This is a genomic window from Candidatus Micrarchaeota archaeon (assembly GCA_021163225.1).
Classification (GTDB): Archaea; Micrarchaeota; Micrarchaeia; order Anstonellales; family JAGGXE01; genus JAGGXE01.
Genome location: JAGGXE010000015.1, coordinates 1 through 23,093 on the forward strand (window position 1 = coordinate 1; position 23,093 = coordinate 23,093).

Below are 23,093 nucleotides of genomic sequence, written 5' to 3' on the forward strand. Positions count from 1 at the left end.
CTCTAAATCTATTCACTTGTTCTGTTCCATCCTTCAGTTCATCCCCTAGCAGGTTCAATATATCTTTTATCTCAATCATTTCATCACCTCTTTTTATGTTTCATGGAAATTTCTGACAACTTCAATTTCCCGAAATGTTTTCGGAAAACTTCATGAATATGATTAACATGTGAAATATTTTAAATTCTCCTTTTCCATGTTGTAATTGATGCAAGAAAAACTAAAAAACTAATAACTATGAACTTATTGGCAAATCAGTTGAAAAACTGAAACTCAGTAAATACTCTTATAGAGCGGGAAGAAAAAGCAGAGATTATCGGTGGTTCTTAACAGAAAACGAAATCCGAAAACCGTTTGAAGTTACAACCTATTAAACACACTGTTGTTTTGGCTTCGGTTTACTGCGTTGGTTTGTATTTGATGGGATAAGAAATTTAAGATGGCAGGATATTGGTTTTGAAAGAAAAAATCTAACGCACATTAGGGAGACGCAGCGCACAGGCAGATAATGATTGGATATCATTTTTAAATCTATTATGCTCTAAAGAAGAGGCATGGAAGAAGATGCAGAACTGATAAAAAACTTCAAGGAAGCGGGAAGGATTGCAGAATTGATAAGAAAGGAAAGTTTGAAACTCGTGATACCTGGTCAGCCGGTGCTCGATATTGCTGAGACGTTGGAGCAGATGATTGTAGAAAACGGGGGGCGTCCGGGTTTTCCGGTGAACGTGTCGATAAATCACATAGCGGCCCATTACACTCCTTCATCGGATGAGACAACCACGATAAACGATAACGATATCGTGAAGATAGATTTTGGTGTGCACATAAACGGGTGCATATCGGATAACGCGATCACCATAGATTTGAGCGACGAACACGGTGACCTCGTCGAAGCGAGCAAACTTGCCCTTGACAACGCATTATCAACGATGCGGGCCGGCAAAACTGTCGGTGAGATAGGCAAAGTTATAGAGGATACCATCACTTCAAAGGGGTTCAAACCGATAAGAAACCTAACGGGTCACATGATAAGACCGTACCAACTTCATGCCGGAGAGATAATACCCAACGTCGCAACAGAGGACGGGTACGTGCTGAAGGAGGGGGACGTGTTTGCAGTTGAACCGTTCGCAACTACCGGTGAAGGACGTGTAAAGGATAGCAATCGTATCGAAATCTACTCTATAGCAGAGATAAAAAACGTAAGATTGAGAAAGAGCAGGGAGATCTTTGCCTACGCATTTGAACACTACTTTACCCTTCCGTTTGCCCGACGTTGGCTCGATAAAATATTCGGTTCTAAGGTGTTGGTTTCACTGTCATTAAGAGAACTGGTCAACGCGGACATGTTGTATCAGTACCCGGTTCTTGAAGAGGTGAAAGGCGGTCTCGTATCGCAGGCGGAACGCACCGTCCTGATCGAAAAGGATTCGGTAACACTTCTGTGAAAAAACAGGGTTAGGTTCGTTTTATCGATCACCTATCTTCACACGAATCAGTTTTAATTAAATAAAATGTTTTAAAATAAATCAATAATAAAAATCACATAAACGCGCCCCCGTAGTTTAACCTGGATAGAATGCGACCCTCCGGAGGTCGAGATTCGGGTTCGAATCCCGGCGGGGGCATCGGGCCCGTGGCGTAACCTGGACAGCGCGGCTGGCTTCGGACCAGCAGGTTGAGGGTTCGAATCCCTCCGGGCCCGTTGGACGAAAAGAAATAATCAGTGATAGGATGAACAGGTCGCTCGCCCTTATCACGGTAATTCTTCTGTTACCTCTCGCATATAGTTATCGGTTAGAGGTATCGAACGAAACGACCGTCGGCGGCCGTATACATATCCTACTCGTTGAAGATAATGGATCGCTCATCGACGATATAATCGTGTACACCACACCTTCCGGAAGGGTAGGGTCTGTAAAAACCAGGGATGGACTAGCCGAGATAGAAGCAACAGAACCGGGAACATGGAAGGTTAGGTACGGCGTGTTGGAAAAGCGAGTAGTAGTCAAACGACCGACAAACGTATCGGAAGAAACACCTCCTGTAAAGACAGAACGTGTCGAATTCAAGTACGATAAAAGAGATGTCATCATTACGGTAACGGGTTTATTCCTCATTCCTGTTATCGGAATAATCATCTTTCTGGTTCTTCGCACCAAACCTGACATAAAGTTCTCGAAAAGTTACAACGGCAAAGAGGTGGTCATCAAGATAGAAAACCTGACCCATGACCTGGTAGACGTTACACTCGAAGACACGTTACCCAACGATGTTGTAGAAGTCACGGTGCCTAAGGAGAACCTGGAAGACAACGTCGTACATTGGAACTGGCCGTTCATACGTAAAGGTTCAACTGTGGTAGTGAACTATGGTCTGACCGTGAAAAGTGGACGTGTCGACACGGTTGCCAGGTTGACGGCAAAACTGAAGGACAGGAGAGACCTTCTGCTCATTGCGTTCTCAAACGGCAAGGTTAGAAAGAAGAGGGTAAAGGCAGAGGGGAAGAAACCTGAGAAGAAGGTCAGACGGTTATCCAGATACCGAAGGACGGGTAGATGAACAGGTAACATTATATCAGGTCGGAACGGATCAACATGTAGAGGATAAACAGGTCGACGGCTATCACGACCAACCATACCTCCACAGCATCCATCACACTGCAGACAAACAGTTCTATCCCGATACATAGAACCAGGTTCCATCTAACCATGGTTTTCAAACTCTTCCTGGCAGCCAGGAGAACCGTGATCAGGAATACGCCTCCCACTATGAGAGCCCTCAGCCACACGGACACCTGGAATGATATTATCACAAGCGTACTAAGACAGAGGGTCAGGGTTAGAGCTATCAGCACGCTGGCGATAAACCTGAACGATTTCAACTCTTCACGTTTCCAGTCGAAGAAGATCTCCATCGACCCACCACCTTGGCAATCTGTATCAACTTATCGATGCCGAGTTTAAAAATCCTTTCCTTGAGCAGTTCCTTTGGAAGCGTTTCCACGAGTTCGGGTGACACACCCAACGACCCTGCAACCTCCATCATACCCTTACGCAGCGTCTTACGTCTCCTTTGGAACAACAGATTAACGAGTTCGTCAAAACACGGCGGCACTTCTGTCTCCTTTTTCCGCAGACGAACAACCGTTGATTCCACCTTCGGTCTGATCTCGAACATGCCTGGTTTAACGTTCATCAACCTTTCCACACTGAAATAAGTTTGCGTCATCACTGACAACCTGCCGTAGTTTCTATCGCCGGGTTCGGCCATCATCCTATCGGCAAACTCCTTCTGCACCATTATCACTGCCTCGTCAAACTTTGCATTCTTAAGCACGTTGAAGATGATGTACGATGAGAGATAATAAGGAATGTTCCCTATGATGACATCCACCGGCGGGATCTCGTAATCCCTGATATCGCCGTGCACAAGTTCGACGTTTTCGAACTGTTTTGTGAAAAACTTTGCCTTCTGATAAAGAGACTCGTCTTTTTCTATGGCGATAACCTTTCTCGCGTTAAGTGCCAGACGTTTCGTCAGCCTACCGTCACCCGCACCTATCTCAAACACTACCTTATCCTTCACATCGATACGGTCCATGATAAGGTCCAACAACCGATCCTTGGCAAAGACCCTACCTCTTCTCCTTAAACCGATGCGCACCATGGACATCAGGGACATAAGGCGGTTTAACGAACAGGTAATACTTCGTTTCCCCTTTGACCTCTTCCTCAACTCTGTTCGCTATTATGAGTACGGGGTTGGGAAGGAGAGGGATCCGTTCGCGGATATCTGCAAAGGATTTGAACGGTGATTTTTTCCGTTCTTCCAATATGTCTTCCATATGCCTTTTACCTATGCCCGGTAGAAGTTCGAGTTGATGGAGTCGGATGTTGACCGGTCCGCATTCGTTAAAAAACCTGACAAAATCCTGCTCACGTTTTTCGACGATCTTGATAAGTACTGGGTGCAACTGACTCTTTGCAGTGCTTGTCAAATCCTGATAGGAGATCCTTCCACGTATCTTGGTGATCTCGGGGCGTTCACCCTTACCCACATATATCCGTTGCTCCAGAGTAAGTGAAACGTTTGGTCTAACCACTACCTCCAACAATGTGAAATAGGATTCGCCTACGACTTGGGCGATCGGCTGCTTATACCTATCGGTAACCTTACCGGTGGGAAGATAATCAAGGACCCATGCATACTCTTCCATACCTATCGGCATCATACACATCCCAACGTCTTAAGTTACTTCTTATTAGAACCTTCTTCTTTATTTCCCTCTTTTTCTTCGGTGCTCTTACCCTCCTCCTTGGTTTTTGAACTCTTTCCAGGTCGGTCGGATACGTACGGTTTAAGCAGGTCCACCACCTTCTCGGCCGTTGCATCATCGATACTGTTGTTACATATCACCTTGACCTGCACCTCATACTTAGGAAGCACATCGACCAGAACCTTTGCATGGTCCTCCTCAATACCGAGATTTACAAGTTCGTTGACCAGTTTGATACACGTCTCCTTATCAAGGGTTTTGAACCGTTCGCAATAATCGTAGGACGTCTGCTGTTCGTAACCCAACGGACCGCGTTTTTTGCGTTCCTCTAACAGTTCGTAAACCTCTGTAAGAGTAAGACGTCTGGAAGAAACGATCTCCTTACCGATCATACAAACACCCCGTTAAGCAGCCGCCTTCAGATGGACCGGTGAAACTATAAGGGTCTTATACTTACCTCCGTCACGCACTTTCACAACGCACGCCTTACCCTGATGGTCGATGACAACACCTCTCCGGCCCCTGTACCTCGGATGCGGCATACCTTTATGATAATTAGATTTTATATCGATGATCACACTATCGCCAATCTTGAAATCTTTGATCAGATCGTTAACAGTAAGTCTGCGTTTATGCTTGAATCTACCTATCAACCTACTCCTCCTTGCAAGTTTCCCTTTAGACATCTTCATACGTATCCCCTCGCAGTGTCATCCGCTCCCGATACCGACCGTTTGACTATTGAAACTAAATTTTGTTTACAAAGGTTTAAAATACTTTACTTCTTCTTTTTAAATGGTTTTTAAATATTTGGGGTGATCGCGAATGGCCTCACGTAAACGTGTAAGGATCAAACCTGTTTACAAAATCGAGAACATTGTGGCAAGTGGTGACCTTGACCTCGACCTTGACCTTTATGTGCTCGCCTACAAACTCAGGGATATCGAATACGAACCGGAACAGTTCCCTGGTGCCATACTGAAACTTAAACAACCTAAAGCATCGCTGCTCCTCTTCAAAAACGGTAAGGTTATATGTACGGGTACCAAAACCGAGAAACTGATATCAAAGGCGTTGAGGGAAACGTATAAGATGGTTTCTAAATATTCAAAAGGACCTGTTAAAAAGGTGTACAGACCGAAGTTTACCGTGGAAAACATAGTGGCCTCCGGGTCCCTTGGTGTAAAACTGGACCTTTACAAACTGGCCATCAAATTCAACGAAATCGAATACGAGCCGGAACAGTTCCCTGGTGCCATACTGAAACTTAAACAACCTAAGGCATCGCTGCTCCTCTTCAAAAACGGTAAGGTTATATGTACGGGTACCAAAACCGAGAAAGATATAAAGAAGGCTCTCAGAGTCACTGCAAAGATGTTGGAACCTTATGCCAAACCGCTTGACGAATGAAGGTGGGCGGGTTGGAAAGGGTCGTTCGATATTTAGTGTTCATACTTGCCCTTTCATTCACTGTCATACATGCCGGATTCTTCGATTTTCTGAACTTCGAAGATGCACTTGTCCCAACGGTTTCCCTGGGTTTGATCGGAGCGGTAATATCGTCGGTATTGATAGCGGTTGCGTATATGCTCGGGTCCGCTCTGAACATGCCCAACCTGACAGGATGGGCCAAGGAACAATCGGGAACTCTTGTTACAGGTGCTGTGATACTGGTAGTTGTGGTCATGATAATACTTTCATTGGGCCCGATAGCACGACTCATAACAGGTAACGAGTCGATTACCACGTTTTTTGATTACCGCGATGCTGCGTTAGACACGATAGATAACATGATGAGTTATGTAAAAGGTAGGGTGCCTCCGCTCGTTGAAGGATACTACATATTATCAAAATACACTACGTTCTCAAGGTCTACAACGTACTCTGCATTGAAGTACATAGTGTACTTCACCTCCAAAGCTCCTAACGCAGGTTTATCGCCTCTCCAGATGACCATCTCAAACGCGATCAATTGGCTGATGCGTAGCATGGTTTGGTTGGCCTCTATCAAAGCCGTTATCAAAGCAATATTCTCTCTCGGTCTCCTTCTGTTGATTACGGGTATAACGTTGAGGTTTATACCGTTCACCGTCAAACTTGGTAACACGTTGATCGCGTTCATGTTGGGTATGATACTGATGTTCCCTATGAGTATATTGATAGGCGGTAAGGTGTGGGAGGCGGCGCAGCCGCCTCCCACACATCTGAACATACCTGACCCGGGCACACCGCCTCTGTTCTCAGTGGTATGCAGTCCTGTCATAGGAACCTTCTTCGGAACGACCGAATACGGATGGTGGCTCGTCATCTGCACACCTGTATGCACAGGGTTATGTGCGGCCAGCGGCCCGGCATTCTTTTCGTGTTTCTGGGATTGTTGGAGGCCTGGCGTGGACGACATCGTAGAGGGTGGTTTCTGTTTCGAAATGGTCGAAACATGGTACTACTACATACTCATCACATGGCAACTCACATATTCGGCAATACTGTCTTCATGGGGGAACCTGTCTCAGGCACAGGTCGACCAGATCACTGAGACCGTTTATCATGACGGCTTCTATCCTGCAGTGTACACGTTCATAACTATAGCGCTGATAACCTTCTACAGTATCATCCTAACGATAGGTGCGATACGGTCGATATCGATAGCGTTGGGCGGTGAGGTGTACTTCTACGGTCTGGTCAAGATCATCTGAAGAAGATAGGGCGGGATGTGTTGAAGATGCAACCGATAGAGCACAGGTACGAAAACGGTATCGATGAACACGGGGTAATACGCAATGTTGCGGTTCTGCTAGTATTACTTGTTTCGATAACCCATGCAGAAAGCATATGCAGGATAGCCCATATGACTTGGGTGGTTACGGCGCTCTTCATAGCAGGTGGCGCGGTGATAGTTGCATACATGATAGGTAGGGGAACGAACAACCCAAAACTTCTGTACTGGAGCAAAAGCGAGGTGGGGACAATCGTAACAACAGTGATATTGGTAGGTGTAATACTGGGTACGTTTTTCGTTCTCTGCAGACCTGACATACTACCCGTAGCAGGGGAAGGGTTTTATGATGCAGTGCACGGATACCTCGACGGGTTAAGGACGGATGCGATGGAAACCGCAGAAACACTCGTACTCCAAGGGTTCAACGACCAGTTCGAAGCCACCGCCTACTGGTTCGTAGGATATCCGATACTCGGTGGTGCCGGAGCATCACATACCGCATACAGATTGGCTCTGAACGCAGAACGTCAATCACTGTTCAACTATGTAATGATCGCATTGACATCTCTGAACATCCAACTCTTACTCATGGATTTCCTCGTCAAGGTAACCTTAGAATACCTGTTACCGATAGGGATAATAGTACGTCTCATCCCGCCGGCGAAGGATGCGGGCAACTTTCTGATAGCGTTCGCGCTCGGTGTTGTACTCGTGTATCCGTCAGCGTACTACCTGTTCATGAAAGTGGATGAAAGGATGGCCGGTGGAGACGGATTTCCGATACCGCCGAATGTGATTAACGGATTCATCAAACCGATAAACATACCCGATGATGTAGGTGTGGCATGGGTCGACCCGCAACCCGAGATAGACAAAACCGCCAAATACCTTTACTACGGGATATTCATGCCCAACTTCGTGATAGTTTTAACTTCAACGTTCGTTGTATCGCTGTACTCGGCTATGAGAGGTGCGATGTAGATGAATAAACAGACAACGATGGCATTGGTGTTCATCTTCATAACGGTTAACTTGCTCCATGCAGAGGTACGTATCGATCAAACGAATATCACAACAACTGTTGAACAGGCAACCTTACCGACGGCACCAATCTATTACCCGTGGCTGGTACATTGGCGCATTATTGCCATCATACTGATGTTCATCTCACTGATAATCCTCATCGCAGTCAGATGGTTGTCGAAGATAGCAAACCTCCCCCAGGTCACGGCATGGGCAGATGTCGAGATCGGTCAGGTATTCGTATCCGCTCTGATCCTGGTCTTCGTGATAACAGTGCTCGGATTCTTGGATTGGTTGATGTTACAGTTTTCGGAGTACATCATCGATGTAACCGGCGGTACGGAATCGCCTTATGCGCATCTGTGCGATTCGATAAACACCACCTGCGGACTGCAACTCTCGGTTGAGTACGTGCGCGAACTGGAAGATTTCGGTGAACGTGCCGTCAAGGATATAATGAAGAGTAACAAGGTGATAGGGGAGGCGGCAACCACAAGTCGCGGTGTAACTTCCAACACGATACTCCTCGGGTTCCTCGGGAGTTCTTACATGCCCAACGCGGGCAAAACCGTACTGATGGAGAGGAACAGTAAACTCGTAAGATACTATAATATGGTGCTGGGGGGACTCGGTGCACAGGAATTCTTCCTGGACAAACTCATATACATCATCGCACCGTTTTCGATCATACTCGGCATCATACTGAGGTCGTTCTTTGTCACAAGACGGGTAGGCGGAACGTTGATAGCGTTCGGAAGCGTGCTGTTGGGTGTGGTACCGCTTCTCTACATGTTCGCATGGTACACGTACGCGAACGCGGCCTATGGCGGGTTGGAAGGAGTGACACTGCAAAAAGCGAACGTTTCATGTCCTGAGGAATGTCTGCTGACACCGCCGAAGTACGTCGTCAAAACCAACGAGTCCGTCTACAACGTTCTCAACGATGTCGAACTGAACGATACGCTCGAAACAATAGAGAACGAAGGGGAGGAATCGGTGGAAGAGATAATAAACTGCAGTTCTGCATGCGAAGGGTGTAGTTACGAATGTCGTGTTCTGCCGATGCAACCGGCACAGTGTAACTGTAACGAGACGGCGTGCGCAAACTGTCCTATGGAATGCAAGATCTTCAGAAACAGAACCGATTGTGAGACAGGTTGCAATTGTCCTGACTTCTGCAAAGCAGATTTCAGCGAGTTTCTCAATCCTGAAAACAACTGTTCAACATGCGAAGGTTGTCCCACACATTGCAGGTACTGGTACAGGGACCCTTGGGGAAATGTGAGACCACCATCTGAGATGTGTAACATTACTGCATGTCAGAATTGCGAATGTAAGGTCTATCTTCCCGATAAGAACAGTATAGATTGCGATTACGCATGCAGGGATTGTCCGGAACATTGCAGGGTCATCTACGCGGGCGGGTCAACGGAAGACCTGTTACCTCCAGACTGTAATTCTTCGGGTTGTCAGATATGTCCGGACTACTGTAAGGCAACGTATTCGGCGGGCGAAGGATGTGCAGAACCGTTACCGCCTATGGAAAGTGCACCATGGTATATAGACTGGTGTTACGAATGTCCCGCATCGTGCAAGATGACGGCACTGTTTGACGAGGATAACTCAGCCAAACCTAATCTGTGCACGATGTCACCGTTCTCGGAGTACTGTGGAAGTTGCAGTGATGAGATCAACGAGATACCGCCGATCTGCGAACCTTACGACCCAGCGCCCACTTCAGCAGGTAACTGCCGTGCCTGTCCCGAAGAATACAGGGTGCTGTTGCGCGCACCGGACGGCGAAGTTCTGCGCCCGAACACGTTCCTGAGGCCGGGGGAATGTGGGTCCGACAAGTGTCCGGAATCCTGTTATTCGGTCGTGGACGTGGTTGTAAACGAGATGTGTCCGCCGTACAACTCTTCCGCATCATCGGGTTGCGAAGCGTGTCCGTACGAGTGCAGGTTATCCTATCCTGGTCGCGGATTGTCTTGTCCTGATGCGTGTGACGAGTGCGACAGATCATGCATGCTCAACCTCTCTACCGTTCATGTGAAGATATGTATGGAGTACAACGAATCCGTTCCTCCGGAGAACTGCGCCGGATGTCCCATGGCTTGCAGGATAAACAATTCGGTGACTGTGTGCGACATGTTAAACACAGGGAACTGTTCCGATGCAGCGTGTCCTTCGGAATGTAAGATCACCGTTAACGCATCGCATTACCTCCAGGAAACCGAGAACCTCGGGTGTTTCGGATGTCCGTTGTACTGTCGTCTCGCCTCCGGACCATTACCTGGATGCCCTGCAACGTGTTACGTATCATCCCTGCTCCCCTGCCCGGAATACTGCAAATTCGAACCGCCGAAGAAACCCTGTGACGTATGCCTTGACTGTCACCCCGATTGCCTCAACAAACCTGCGTTCAGAACGGATTGCGGAGAGGTGTGCGGAGGAACCAACGAGTACCTGGGCATCAGTATGAGCGATCTGATAAGTTCAGGGTTCGGTGCACAAGGTAGAAAGGATACAAAGACGTTGGGTCTGCTGATAATACCTGCTCTCGTTCTGCCCGTCATCGTCATAATAGTTGTGTTATCGTTTACACAAAAACTATCGTATACGTTGGGTGGTGACATTGAGATACCTGGAATCGGTAAATTCTTATAAGATGACAAAGGTTGCCTTAACCTGTCTGCTACTCATCATAATGTTAGTGCAAGATGTACGTGCTACCGAACTTCCGGAAATCGAGAACTACACGGGCATCCCCTTCCATGAAGGTAGTGCAGAAGAGTTTGTCAAAGCAGCGGTGAGACCATGGATACTGCCGTCGCTCATAGCGTTGATCATAGCAGCAATCCTGCTCACAATCTTTACAATCGCCGCTTACATAACTGGTTACAGACCCTGGTTAGCGAACGCGAAAATAGAATGGTACCAATACGCCGCCACGGTAATCCTTCTTGTGTTGATAATCTTCATAGTGAAATCCGCGAACATAATAGGTGTTGTGATGGCGGGCGAGATGGGGTACGATGTAACCGGAAGCGAAAGCAGGGAACTGTGGAAGATAGCGCTCGGTAGAACTTCCTCGGAAATAATAAGGATGTACGGACTGTTAAACGATACCTTGAGCGTATCACACTATGTAGGGTACGAAGGGTCGAAAGGTGCCTCGTGCAATTTCCTGTCCGTAGGGTTTTCGCTCTCCTTATGTTCGGCGATGAACTCTCTACAAATGGCGACAGGTACGCTGAGTTCTACTGTTTACACCAACCTGTTGAGCGTTTACAGTATACTGCATATCATAGTCCTGGGCGGAACGGTGTTCATGAGTGTGTTGATGCCCATAGGGTTGTTCCTGAGATGTTTTCAGATAACGCGAAGGTTCGGTGGTGTGCTCGTAGTGGTTGCATTGGCATTCTACACCGTCTATCCGTTAAGTGTGCTCGCGGCGTATGCGGTAGCGGACAATGCAGACATACCCAACTATGTATCGTTGGATGACGTTGTTAAAGATGATTCCGGAGACCTGATAGAATGTAACCCTCTCGACCCGGAACAGGCCCACAACGTAACCATGACGTTCGCCGATAACGTAATGGATAAAACCGATGAGGTCGTAGAATACGTGATGTTCCGCGGGATCATCACACAGGTGTTTGCATTGACTATTACCTTGGCAATAGTAAGATGGGGTCTCAGCGCAATCGGTGCGGTCGTTAACATATTCACGTTGACACGGTTGATATAGATGGTACTCGAAGAGAAGACAGTATTGGTGTATGCGTTCCTCGCGCTTGCCGTCGTCACGGGCGCGGCTAACGCCGCGCCCTGGGACGACATAGCCGACAGAAGGGGTAACATCGACCGTCTGACGTGTGACGTGCTCGGGTTTAACAACGATTGGGTTATACTGTCCGTCATCGCGTTAGGTATAGCGGCAGGTATAATAACTGTAATATACATGGTAAGCAAACTCATCGGTTCTGCGCAAGGTGTGGCGTTCTGTCGTGCCGAGATAGGTCAACTCGTGTTCAGTGCTATCATAATAATAGCCACTTTCACAGTCGTGGACACATTCATATGCAGCGGTTTTCTAACAGGGGCGGTACTGGGTTTAGATTTTTGCGACAATCCGTTAGACTGCACACAAGTGTACGCAAAAACGTCGATCCTGTACTCGCATTTTCTCACCCAGATCTACCGTTACAACCAAGGTGTGTTGGAGGTAAGAGCTTCGCAGAACCGATGGGACCCATATTTTGCTTTCGTCTTCTTTGGAGGAGGGATCGGGAAATATTTCACTCCGAATGCGGGCGATTTTGGGTTCTCAGGCGTGTACTCTTCAGGAATGATGCTGGCTCTCGGTTACCTGTTCAACTCCTACTTGATATGGTACGTGCTATTGTTCGGTATCTATGCATTCCCGTTCCTGTTTCCGATCGGAATCGTGTTAAGATGTATACCTGCACTCAGACATATAGGAGGTGTGTTCCTGGCATTGTCCATAGTATTCCTTGTGATCTATCCGTTCGCCTTCTCCATAGGTGAATCAACCGTGGGATGCGGCGTGTATAAATGCATATCATACTGTGCTGATTGGCCCCCGCGAAACGTTACTGAGATGTACAGTACAATGTACGGAAAGGAGGGTTCTGAAGGATGGTACCCGTGGACGGTTCCGGATTACGACCCCGGTGAAGAAACCGATAGAATTGCAGGTATGGAAGGACCTGAGAAATACAGCCTACCCATTCTCGTAGACCTAACTCCTGAGGGAGGGAAAGGTAATGTAGCGGGTATACATGTATGCACATTCTTAAAGGCAGTGTTCATACCGATCGTTGTATGGATCGTGATAATAGTGGCCGTCAGAGAGTTATCCAGATTACTCGGGCAGGAAGTAGATATCAGCAGATTGGGTGAAATGATATGATAAAAGATGTTGTGAATGGATGGTGTAGAGATACCAAATCGATGTTGTGCATAATCGCGTTTGTAATCCTTGGGTCACTCCTATTTGCCGGATGCATAAACGTACCGCATACACTTCCGGAAGGGTACGAAAGCGAATATATCGAATATATCGAAAAGGTAAAGGTGATGAATCAGACAACCCTTGCAGGCGGGACAGAAGCGCCGGGTGGTGTTTCGTGGCTCGTGTACGCTATAACCGCTGTGTTTCTCATGGGTACGGCGGCTATCGTACTGTACATGTTAGGGGCAGGATTGAACATCGAACCGCTCAAAAGGTATGCGACCAGCGAACTGTTGCAGACGGTAGCATCAGCGATATTGATCGCGTTCATTGTTGCTTTACTCTACGGGTTGTACGTCTTCATCATAGATTCGTTCATGGGCGGACCGGAGGCAATGGTGTTGTGCGGGGCACAGACTAACAGGATGACCGTGAAGGATCCGATCAAGTTTGCAGAATGTAAGACACAGGAAAAACTTGACCGGCTGAATGAGATGTGGGACACGGTCTACCGTGCCAATGAAGGCATGGAAAGGTTAACATCTACGTGTATCATGTTGCTGGGGATAAATGTGTACTGCTTCGACTGGTCACCGGGACTGAGAAAACAGGTGGGTATGGCGCATACGTTGGCAGACCGTATCACAACGCTCGAAGTAATCCTGCACATGGAGTACGGTCTGCTTCAATACGTGTTTGCTAACATGTTGGTATGGTTCCTTCCGTTAGGGCTTGTGCTGCGCGTTCTGCCGCCGACGCGCGGTGCAGGCGGTATGCTGATCGCGTTAGCCATAGGGTTCTATTTCGTCTACCCGACATTGATATTCGTGATGGACCCATCTTACGCGCGGCCGGAACTGAACGCACCGCTGACGTTTGACGAGGGTGATATGACCGAATGTTATCAGGGATTCAGAGGAGCGGTCGCGCTTGCAACCAATACGTTCCTGATAGACCAGGGCGGGTTGAGCATGGTCAGTTACGAGACCGTTGCAAACAGGTTGACATATCTGACCATGGAGGCGATATACATACCGTTCGTGGCGTTTGTCGTAACTCTGCTGTTCGTCAAAACGTTGTCCGCGCTGTTCGGTGCAGAACCGTCGCACATGATGAGATTGGTTACCAAACTAGGGTGATAACCTATGGACAAGAGAAAGCTCGTTGTAACGGTTACATTTGTTTTCCTGTTGATGCTCAGCGGTTGCGTTACTATCGGCCAAACTACCTACGAATCGAACACTAGCACGATGGAGGAGAGGAGTAGATGCATCAACAACTGCATCGCCATGGTATGCGGTGAGGCTGAATACTCACGGAAACCGGAATTTTCTCCGTGCGAGATGGTGTTCAACCAAACAAACAACGAAACGATAACACCTGATGATTTCAGCATGGAAAGGACTGCAATCAACCTGTACAATGCAAAGTGCAGTTTCGAACGTATGGATGAAAAACTTGCCAGAAAAATGAAGATGTCCCAGGGGAACCTGTGGATCAATACATTCAGGTTCGGGATAGGTGAAAGTTTCTCGGATTACGAAGAATCGAGGTTGTATTTTCCGATAACCGATAAATTCTGTATGCTGAACCCGAAAGGAACAAAAGACAGATACATGAACTATCTGAACACCTCGGGAATAGGCGGGCATTGTGTGTACAACGACACAGCGGAAGGTTGGGTGTGCATAGACCCCACGGGTGAAACTGTCGGAGATGTGTACACAGTGCCGAGAGGAAGGGTTGACGCACCGGTCATAAACCTCAGCGCTAAATTGAATTGCGAACATGCCTGCGATGTTGTATGGGCATCCGAACTCGGAATTTGCACAACTCCGGAACATCATCCTGCGTTCCTCGATGAAAACGCTTCCTACAAAATGAGCAACGTAACCTTCTACGGATACACCCATTGTAAAAATCCGGAAGAGGGGGCAGGTGGGTACGGTGATAAATGCGTCAACTGTGTGGATGCGGGCATCAGCGGTCTTCCCACATGCACCGCACCGTCGGTCGGTTGCGGATGTATGACGCCTTTCAAGGATGCAGGGTGTTACAACGAAACCAACTATTCACAGATGGTCGAAACCGCACAATTGAAAACGGTTGATTGGAGATGGTACGCTGAACAGTTGTACAACCAGTACAAGCACGAAATCGCAACCGGTTACGGCGGTGTTACAACACCTGAACCTTCGACATCCGAATCCTACTCACTGTCCGGATTCATCGTGGACCCTGACGACATAAATATCGATGATTTTGACAGCAGTTGTCTGCGTAATGAGTTCTATAATCGATGTGAAATATACGCGATTGAGAACGAACTCGCCGGTTCAACGGACGAGGCAAGACATTGGTGCGAAGGGTTTGCGGACGAACATTGGGATAACTATACGGACTGTCTGAAGTACACATATCTGACGTACTTGAACAATACAATACCTTATTGGGAAGATGTGATCTTACATAACTTCTGCGACCTGCCGGACAGTTGTACAGATGCCGGATTAGACCTCAATGATGTTTCTGAATACATATATCGAGGAAGCTTTGACGATTGGGTAGACGAAAACGGAGTACACCTTGAACACGACCCCGATGGTCATCACCACTATTCCGATGAAGAGTTGTACTGTATCTACGAAGTGTGCAGCACGTATTTCGGAGGAACCAACGATGTATGCAACGGTCTCATACCTGAGATGTCGGATTTCCCGGGTGAATCAGTGGAATGCCAGAGGTGTTATGAAGAATGTGTTAATAACATAGATGATTGCAGAGGTTGGGCGCGCGAAAATGTAATGTGCGTTGATGAGCGTGTGCTTTTGGAAAATGCACTAGGATATGCCATAGATGATTTCGATAGCCATCGTTGCGATTACAACGACACGTTCTACAGATGTATGAAACATGTGATGGACGCGGTCGTTCACGGCGAAGAAACCGTTACCCTCCATAATCCTTATACAGGGATGGAGTTCGAATGTCAGAGCAGTGCTGAATGCATGTCCGGACTGTGCAGTAAGGATAAATACCATGCAGTCCGATGCGTGAACATGACAAGCCCGGGTCACGTTGGTGAGATAGAATGCGGACTCACCGGGTCCTACAGGTTCAGGCCCGGTTACCGTGACCACCAGAACATAAGCACGGAAGTGATATGGAATGTGGGATGGTACGTTGGTAAATGGGTGGTTGATACAGATTGCGATTCAAGATGGAAAAAGGAGACAAAAGAAGTTCCTGTGTTCGGTGAGGTGGCGGACGACGGGTCGCTGGTAGTGTTCGCATCTCCAGAGGTGTTCGATGAGTTGACCTTTGTCAAAGAATGTAACGTACCGGCCGGAAGTTACGAGGTATTGGAAAACCTAACAATATCTGACTTAACCGAGATATTGGAAAGTAACGGGTATGAAGTGGGCGGCAGTGATGATTTCCCACTCATCATATACCGAGGTTTGGGCGGCCAGGATGACCGCTATTCCGATGTCCTGCCGACCGTTGCAGATATCACAAAGGACGGAATAAATTTCTGTATCGGTGCTCTTGAAACCGCATATGCTACACACAAATGGACATGGGACGATATAATATGGCGGGATGACCCGAGATGGAACCCTGGGCTGAAATGTGTTGTTATCGCAACACATGCTCTGAAACTGACAGATACGGGAATCTGCGGGAACGCTTCCAGAGTAGAATACAGGGATTACGGATGGTGCGAACCGTGCACATACGAAACGATGGCTGTCCAGAAGGTCAGTACCATCGAACCCTATTGTCCGGCAGGAAGCATTGACGAGTACGGTAACAAAAAAACCTTCTGCGTCTTCAAACAGGGTGACAGATGCGATGAGGATGTCCTGGGGTCGTCCGTTGAAGGATGCGGTGACAACGACGGATCAGATGCAATGTGTACTGATTGCAGATATGCACCGAAAGAGGATTACGGATGCTGGAGACATAGAGATGAAAAATGGCCGAACATCTACCCTGGCGTCACATACCTTTACAATCAGATTCAGTACTACCAGAAGAACAACATCATCCCTGTTCTGGATTTGAGATATTTACCTGACAGTGCGCTCACAAGAAACGTGCCCTGTGCAAGAAGACCTCGTCGTAGAATAAGTGATTGGGAGTATTACGATGGTTACGATGAATCAAACTGTAACGAAGACATACCTGGCGCATACATAGATGGCAATAAACTGTATGTTCCGTCGTTCAAAGGGTCTGACCTGTACGAACCGTTGACCACAGGAGTAACGATAGACATTGTAGATTCATTGGGCAAAGCAAGAGTGCTTAAGGAAGGATGCGACAGTTGTCTCGTTGCCCTTTATGTACCGTCTACGAACGATAGCACCTATGAAGATGAGTTGGAGTGGTTGGAAGATCAGTTCAGCATGTATCCGGGTGCGCCTTATTACATGGTCAACGAAACAGAACTCGGATGGGTGGACCTGTTCGCCTACTCGTTCACACCTAACTACCTGCCTCCTGCATGCAAATCTGACGGTTCGCAGTACTGGGATTGCACAAACACCGAATCGATAGACAGCCCGATAGAATTCAGCAGGGAACTGTTGAGAAGGTATCATAAACCGAGCCTGATTTACGGTCTTAACGTTCGGGGGAACGTAGAAAGCGACCTAATTGCAACCGTAACGTTTGAAATGGGACATGATGCTGTTGCAGATGAAGATCTTGATCACGACAGATGGGATGAGTACGGATATCATCGATTTAGAGATGAGGTGTGGTTAAGAAATTCTTCAACTGCTCCTTATCACATCATTCCTTCCATAAGAAAAGGACATCAATATCACGGTAAATCAGAGGGTTGTAGTTCAGGTTTGGATACAGAGTCTATAACATGGGTTGATCTGTTTGCCACGATAAACTTTACACCTGTTATAGAAGAGGGAGGAAGGATCAACTCTATAAAATTGAAGAAAGTGCGTGGAGAGGATATAATAGGTTCACAGGAGAACGATGACGGAAATAAGTTTGGTAAGTTCTGGCATGTAGTCTCTGAATCAGGAGCAGACACAGGCATACCCCCAGTCGGAGAAGTCGGAGGAAGTTGCGGGGGGTCACATATTGGAAAGATATGTGAGGGGAGCGGACATACCACGTGTTGGTGTAGCACCGGAGATGTAGAAAACAGAAGTATTCACTTCAACGAAGGCGATAGATGGGTAACGCTGAAATTCGTTCTCGGCGCCGGAGAGGGATGGGATGATGAGAACAGTGTAAACACCTGTGACGAATGGACGGCCACCGAAGAGGCTAACAACGCTCATGGGTTGATAGTTGTGGAGATAAATTATACACTAGGAAGTGGAGAAGGTGATAACTGTTCTGCTATCTACAGATACCTGTTCACCCATCAGAGGAAGTTCACAGATGTTGGGATAATAGGAGTGATATACTTAGATTGGCATTCTTCAGAACCTACTGCACTGACGATAGACACAGACAGAGGTGTTGTAAGAAACAACAACTTCTGCGCTCTGCAGAAATGGAGCAGGAAACTGTTAGGGTTTGAAAAGGTGAATACATACATAAAGGTCTATGCAGATGAAAGGGAGGATGCGTGCAGATGTCAGCCATGCACAAACGAGATGAAACGGTTGGGTCTGTGCAACCCGATATGCGCGGACGGACAACCGTGCACCGGATACGATGAATCCGAAGGGGAAGACGTAGCATGTCCGATGATGTGCGCGCGTGCAGACAAGTGCAGACTGTGTAACGATTCGAGTAGTTTGGGCGGAACGATGTTCAACTGCACAAAGTACTATTCGGACGGTTCAACAGAACCCGGACCTGTCGGAACAGTAGAAGACCTGATGACCGGGATGTACCCGGATGTGGTGAGCGAACTGGGATGTTGCATCCTTGAAAAAGTCGGGAGTAACCCATTCCACGGACCCGTATCGGTCAGAGAAAACGATACCGTGAAGATTACCTATGTGAAGGTGTCAGGGCTTAAATCGCGTAACGAACAGATAATATATCCTTACGACGGTTCACCGTACGTGGACTGCAAAAACAGACCCGAAGATGTTGATATCTGTCCGGGCATAGGTATACCTATACATGTTGAGGAAGGTGATCTGGTATGCACGATAGAATCATCTTGAGAAATCGGAGAACCATCGGAGTAATCGTTTTCATGCTGCTGGTCATTGCGGCGGGCATGCCGCTTGCGGCATGCCCGCCTCTCACAGAATACAGTAGCGGCATAATACTTGCAACCGATATCGGAGACGGCTCGTATAAGATCGGGTTCTATGAAGAAGTGTTCAACTCTTCGCTCGGCGGATACCAACGCACACCCGTAGAGAACGCACTACTTTACATGTACGCACCTGATTCTCACGGTAACATAACGATGTGTTACGCTGTCACCGGAACGAACGGAACTGTTTACATTAACATTCCGGAGACGTTCCACTCGAACTGCACGACCCTCACGACTGTTTACTGTTACAACGTCTGTCCGGACGACCCAGATTTTGCAGAAAAGATCTTCGAATGCACCGGTATCAATATAACAGAACTGAGTCGTCCTGTCAGGTCATGCGGCACCGGCGGTGGTACGCTGTCCTGTCCCTACTCGGTAAACAGAACGATATACGCACCGTCCAAGGAGGTAAGGTACTGTAAACCTGTAGCCGCATCTCTGGAAGAATGGTTGTGTCTACCGGTATTTCTGATTATCGGGTTGTTGGCCGGTGCACTGTACCTCTCGGGTGTCAACCCGTTCAACATGTTCGCCGTGCGGGGCGGGCCGAGGTTCAAAACAGGCACGTACAGAATGCGTAAGAGAAGGGGTGCTTCTTTCTCCGTATCTTCGCTCATGTACGCAGGACTCACAGCCAAAGAAACCGCTAAAGGGATAAAAGAGGCAGGCGGCCTCCGTAAATACCTTGAATACGAATGGAAAGGTGTAAAGGATTTTCTCAAATCCGCGTATGTTGAACCTTTCAGCAGAACGAAGGAATTGGCTAAAGAGTACAACATCGGCCTGAAGAAGTTGGGACGTAAGACGTTCGGCAGACGAACCGTCCGGCCGTCAGAAGGGGCGGAGGAAGAAAGCAGCCAACCGCAGGAACAAAGTTTTGCAGTCACCCCCGGCACAAAAGGGTCTGGTCCGGCCGTTGTAGCAGGAGCCTATAAAGGTACGGTTCATCGGGCCGTGAAAACGTTCGCTAAAAAGACAGGGAAAGACTGGTTGGCCGTTACTTTAGGTATCGCGTACGCAGTGTTCGGAGCACCTTTCCTGAATACGATAGCACCGGGCATGTCAACAGTTGTACTGAGAAAGATAGACAAAAGTAATGCGAGAAAACTTGCAGATGCGCTTATTACAGGTAGATTCAGAGGCAAAAAGATAGATTGGGAGAATACCACTGCTGAGAACGGGAACAGGGTCGCCGTCACGTTGGTGTTCAGGGATGAGGAGGGCAATGTGATAGGTAAACTTAGGGTAGGTTGGGACGATATCCAAACCGTTGATGCACGGTTTAGTGAACTGACGAACGCCATGCCCGGGATATTACCCGACGCCATCGGCAATGTAGCATGGTCGAAACGGTTAGCAGACGTAATGGCAAAAGCAAAGGAGAGCGGTAATATACCGAGATGGTTAAAAGACGTTGTAGGCATGGCGCGTGAAGGGTCCGATAGAGATGAGATCATCAAAGCAATCATGAAGGTTATACCTAACAGAACGGCAGCACGGGATCTGGCTGACGAAATCATCAAACTTGCAGACAGAACGGATGCGGAGGTCATAAACCAGTTGTACAGCTGGTCCGTTTTGCATCAGAACGAAGCGACAAACGTAATGAAACAGGTGATGGGCGTCTTCGGCGGATCGATAATGTTGGCGTTGTACCCTGCAACCGTAGGACCGAACATAGAACTACCTGACTGGTATATGAAGATATCTGAAGAAATCGAGAATAAGAAGAAGGAACTTGAAGAACTGGAAAAGTCGGGCGCGTCACAGGAGGAGATAAACAAGAAAAAGGCCGAGATCGTGGAACTCATCCGATTGTTCGAACAGAGATACGACAAAGAGAAGGAGAAGCTTAGGAAAGTGATCGCAGACCTGGCAATAACAGAGGTGAAGACAATAGGTTACATGAAGAAGCTCGATAAAGCCTTAAAAGCGCAACTCGAACTGGCAGCGTTGGAGAAGGCGCGTATGGAGATGGAGGGTAAGGTGACAACGGTACATATTACATATACGCAGGACGGCGAGACCAGGACATCCGAAATAGACGTTGTGGACCTTGCACATTCGACGGGCGCGCAGGCAGCAAGGTTGAAACTGTCGCTCCTGAGCCAAGGGTACTGGATATATTCCAACGGAGGGATGGACGGGCTCCAGTTTTCCGGTTTCATAGATAACACATTGTCAAAGGTTACCGTTCCATCGCTTGCAGACGAATCCGATATCTACAACCCGGTGCGTGTCACCGACTGGGCGTTGGACATGAAATCGGCATCGGTCAGGTTCGGTGCCGCGCTGGGCATGATGGAACCGTTCAACAAACTGACTTCTCAAGAGAGAAATGTCATAGCAGAGGACGAAAAAACCTTCGCTGAGTATAAAAAGAGGGTCATACAGATAGGCAACTGGGTCAACTCGTTCGATGACAGGTTCGTCTCCGGTCTGCCGGAACATCCAGAACCCGAGGTCAGTGAAGCCGAACGATCGCTGAACGATGCGGTAAGAAGGTATTCGGAAGCGCGTGAAAGAGGGAACAACGAAGAAGCGGCTATCGCATTGACGGAGATAAGGGATGCACAGAACCAGATCCAAAAAGGGATGGGAGAAGACGAGAATTACCTTGAACAGAGCACGGAGTACGTCAATGAACTTCGGAAGATGACGGACAACGTTAACGAAGAGACGAACTTCCTCGTTTCCGGAATGGCAGCCACGGTTTCCTTCTTCAGAGGGTACACGGTCGAACCCTACGATGCCGAATCGAAAGACTTGTATCAGAAGATGGAGGAAGACTATTGGAAGGCAAGCGGACAGTTTGATATGTTGTACAACTCATATCTGACAAAGGATACATACACTCCGATACCGGATAATCAACTTAACGATTATTATTCAACGGCAAGCGAATCTATCCTTACAAGCATCGAATACCACGCAGCCACATACGAAACCTGGAGAGAAGAGGTCCAAGGCATAAAAGGTGAACAGAAACCCTATGAAAAGGAGGTTGCGGGTGCGGTCGGTGAGATGGTAAAAGCATTGAGAGAGATGAAACTCTCCGGACGCGAGGAATACTCGCATGTAAGCGCTCTGCACAACCAATGGATGACTGTGGAAGGATTACTGATGGAAAGAGGGATAAAACCTGACAAAAAAGTAATGAGGGATTGGAAGGAGTTGGACGAAAACACAAAGAACAACATCAAAAATACAAAACGGTTAAACGAACTGTTCAATGTACGGAAGGATTATGTCAAGAGTAGGAATACTGCTGTTGATTGGATGAAGAAGAGAGGTGTGTACGACCGTTACGAAACACATGTCAACGCGATCTCAAGATACGCAGATTTCTATTCCGAAAATCCAAGCGAAACCAACATCAAAATGATGAGATGGATAGCCGACAACATCAACACAGTATCCGAAAAGGTGAAAAAGGGGGAGATGGATGAAGAAACCGCCGGCAAAAAACTGCTGAGCCTTGAAAGAACTCTGGAACGTGCACAGGAGGAGAAAGACGTTCTCATGCTCGGTGGTATGTTAAGCGGTGAGATAGCCGTGTTGCCCGCTCCTTCAGAACTCGAAGCCATCTACGGCAAAGATGACCCGGACGTAAAAGAGTACAGGAAAACCTTCGAAGAACTGATGGGCGACACACGGATCAGTGACCCACTGATACCGGTGTACACATTACCCGGGGACCCGAGCATCTGGATGCGCACGGTAACGAGAACAGGTAGAAACCTCACACCGTCGAAGGCACGGAGAACGATGAAACGGTTGAAAACGTTAGCAAAAAAGATCACAGGTAAGAAGTAGGACCTTAATGGTT

16 protein-coding genes and 2 tRNA genes are annotated in these 23,093 nt (G+C 47.7%); 13 read left to right on the plus strand and 5 right to left on the minus strand.

Going from position 1 to position 23,093, the window contains the following annotated elements; all coding sequences use genetic code 11:
* Positions 1–554 precede the first annotated feature (554 nt).
* From map to J7K41_01105, 4 genes are all read left to right on the plus strand, one after another.
* Positions 555–1,451 carry a type II methionyl aminopeptidase gene (gene map, locus J7K41_01090; GenBank protein ID MCD6549289.1) on the plus strand — a complete coding sequence of 299 codons (897 nt, stop codon included), beginning with the start codon at positions 555–557 and terminating at the stop codon, positions 1,449–1,451.
* 106 nt (positions 1,452–1,557) lie between these two features.
* Positions 1,558–1,631: transfer RNA gene (locus J7K41_01095), tRNA-Arg, on the plus strand.
* A gap of 2 nt (positions 1,632–1,633) precedes the next feature.
* Positions 1,634–1,708: transfer RNA gene (locus J7K41_01100), tRNA-Arg, on the plus strand.
* Between the two features lie 29 nt (positions 1,709–1,737).
* A complete protein-coding gene (locus tag J7K41_01105) occupies positions 1,738–2,565 on the plus strand; it encodes a hypothetical protein (protein ID MCD6549290.1) in 828 nt (275 codons plus the stop codon).
* A 10-nt stretch (positions 2,566–2,575) separates the two neighbouring features.
* On the opposite strand, the gene J7K41_01110 is transcribed toward J7K41_01105, so the two are convergent.
* The 5 genes from J7K41_01110 to J7K41_01130 are packed head-to-tail and all read right to left on the minus strand — an operon-like array spanning position 2,576 to position 4,974.
* A complete protein-coding gene (locus J7K41_01110) occupies positions 2,576–2,920 on the minus strand; it encodes a hypothetical protein (GenBank protein ID MCD6549291.1) in 345 nt (114 codons plus the stop codon).
* The gene (rsmA, locus tag J7K41_01115) at positions 2,884–3,672 is read right to left on the minus strand and encodes a ribosomal RNA small subunit methyltransferase A (GenBank protein ID MCD6549292.1); all 789 of its coding nucleotides are present in this window, start codon (positions 3,670–3,672) and stop codon (positions 2,884–2,886) included. The genes J7K41_01110 and rsmA overlap by 37 nt, the downstream gene beginning before the upstream one ends.
* Positions 3,641–4,243 (minus strand): DUF655 domain-containing protein, encoded by a 603-nt coding sequence (locus tag J7K41_01120; GenBank protein MCD6549293.1) that lies wholly within the window; start codon positions 4,241–4,243, stop codon positions 3,641–3,643. The genes rsmA and J7K41_01120 overlap by 32 nt, the downstream gene beginning before the upstream one ends.
* A gap of 14 nt (positions 4,244–4,257) precedes the next feature.
* Positions 4,258–4,674, minus strand: a complete 417-nt coding sequence (locus J7K41_01125; GenBank protein MCD6549294.1) for a hypothetical protein — start codon at positions 4,672–4,674, stop codon at positions 4,258–4,260.
* A 12-nt stretch (positions 4,675–4,686) separates the two neighbouring features.
* Positions 4,687–4,974: a 50S ribosomal protein L21e gene (locus tag J7K41_01130; GenBank protein ID MCD6549295.1), complete on the minus strand. Its 288-nt coding sequence runs from the start codon at positions 4,972–4,974 to the stop codon at positions 4,687–4,689.
* Positions 4,975–5,107: 133 nt separating this feature from the next.
* Here J7K41_01130 and J7K41_01135 point away from each other — a divergent pair, with 133 nt between their 5' ends.
* Genes J7K41_01135 through J7K41_01175 form a run of 9 tightly spaced genes read left to right on the plus strand, consistent with a single transcriptional unit; the run spans position 5,108 to position 23,080 of the window.
* Entirely contained in the window at positions 5,108–5,692 is a 585-nt protein-coding gene (locus J7K41_01135; GenBank protein ID MCD6549296.1) for a TATA-box-binding protein, read from the plus strand.
* A gap of 11 nt (positions 5,693–5,703) precedes the next feature.
* The gene (locus tag J7K41_01140; protein MCD6549297.1) at positions 5,704–6,978 is read left to right on the plus strand and encodes a hypothetical protein; all 1,275 of its coding nucleotides are present in this window, start codon (positions 5,704–5,706) and stop codon (positions 6,976–6,978) included.
* Between the two features lie 20 nt (positions 6,979–6,998).
* Entirely contained in the window at positions 6,999–7,982 is a 984-nt protein-coding gene (locus tag J7K41_01145; protein ID MCD6549298.1) for a hypothetical protein, read from the plus strand.
* Positions 7,983–10,691, plus strand: coding sequence for a hypothetical protein (locus J7K41_01150; protein ID MCD6549299.1), 2,709 nt, complete (start codon positions 7,983–7,985; stop codon positions 10,689–10,691).
* Position 10,692: 1 nt separating this feature from the next.
* Positions 10,693–11,778, plus strand: a complete 1,086-nt coding sequence (locus J7K41_01155; GenBank protein ID MCD6549300.1) for a hypothetical protein — start codon at positions 10,693–10,695, stop codon at positions 11,776–11,778.
* The gene (locus J7K41_01160; GenBank protein MCD6549301.1) at positions 11,779–12,963 is read left to right on the plus strand and encodes a hypothetical protein; all 1,185 of its coding nucleotides are present in this window, start codon (positions 11,779–11,781) and stop codon (positions 12,961–12,963) included.
* Positions 12,960–14,144, plus strand: coding sequence for a hypothetical protein (locus J7K41_01165; GenBank protein ID MCD6549302.1), 1,185 nt, complete (start codon positions 12,960–12,962; stop codon positions 14,142–14,144). Before J7K41_01160 ends, J7K41_01165 begins: the two co-directional genes overlap by 4 nt.
* A gap of 6 nt (positions 14,145–14,150) precedes the next feature.
* Positions 14,151–19,160 carry a hypothetical protein gene (locus J7K41_01170; GenBank protein MCD6549303.1) on the plus strand — a complete coding sequence of 1,670 codons (5,010 nt, stop codon included), beginning with the start codon at positions 14,151–14,153 and terminating at the stop codon, positions 19,158–19,160.
* Complete coding sequence (locus tag J7K41_01175; protein ID MCD6549304.1) at positions 19,139–23,080, plus strand: hypothetical protein; 3,942 nt, start codon at positions 19,139–19,141, stop codon at positions 23,078–23,080. The genes J7K41_01170 and J7K41_01175 overlap by 22 nt, the downstream gene beginning before the upstream one ends.
* The last annotated feature ends 13 nt before the right edge of the window (positions 23,081–23,093 follow it).

Coding starts and splice junctions, on each gene's coding strand:
- J7K41_01165 (MCD6549302.1), top strand. CDS start 12,960: ATGATAAAAGATGTTGTGAATGGATGGTGTAGAGATACCAAATCGATG.
- rsmA (MCD6549292.1), bottom strand. CDS start 3,672: ATGGTGCGCATCGGTTTAAGGAGAAGAGGTAGGGTCTTTGCCAAGGAT.
- J7K41_01105 (MCD6549290.1), top strand. CDS start 1,738: ATGAACAGGTCGCTCGCCCTTATCACGGTAATTCTTCTGTTACCTCTC.
- J7K41_01120 (MCD6549293.1), bottom strand. CDS start 4,243: ATGTGTATGATGCCGATAGGTATGGAAGAGTATGCATGGGTCCTTGAT.
- J7K41_01125 (MCD6549294.1), bottom strand. CDS start 4,674: ATGATCGGTAAGGAGATCGTTTCTTCCAGACGTCTTACTCTTACAGAG.
- J7K41_01150 (MCD6549299.1), top strand. CDS start 7,983: ATGAATAAACAGACAACGATGGCATTGGTGTTCATCTTCATAACGGTT.
- J7K41_01155 (MCD6549300.1), top strand. CDS start 10,693: ATGACAAAGGTTGCCTTAACCTGTCTGCTACTCATCATAATGTTAGTG.
- J7K41_01130 (MCD6549295.1), bottom strand. CDS start 4,974: ATGAAGATGTCTAAAGGGAAACTTGCAAGGAGGAGTAGGTTGATAGGT.
- J7K41_01170 (MCD6549303.1), top strand. CDS start 14,151: ATGGACAAGAGAAAGCTCGTTGTAACGGTTACATTTGTTTTCCTGTTG.
- J7K41_01110 (MCD6549291.1), bottom strand. CDS start 2,920: ATGGAGATCTTCTTCGACTGGAAACGTGAAGAGTTGAAATCGTTCAGG.
- J7K41_01135 (MCD6549296.1), top strand. CDS start 5,108: ATGGCCTCACGTAAACGTGTAAGGATCAAACCTGTTTACAAAATCGAG.
- map (MCD6549289.1), top strand. CDS start 555: ATGGAAGAAGATGCAGAACTGATAAAAAACTTCAAGGAAGCGGGAAGG.
- J7K41_01175 (MCD6549304.1), top strand. CDS start 19,139: ATGCACGATAGAATCATCTTGAGAAATCGGAGAACCATCGGAGTAATC.
- J7K41_01160 (MCD6549301.1), top strand. CDS start 11,779: ATGGTACTCGAAGAGAAGACAGTATTGGTGTATGCGTTCCTCGCGCTT.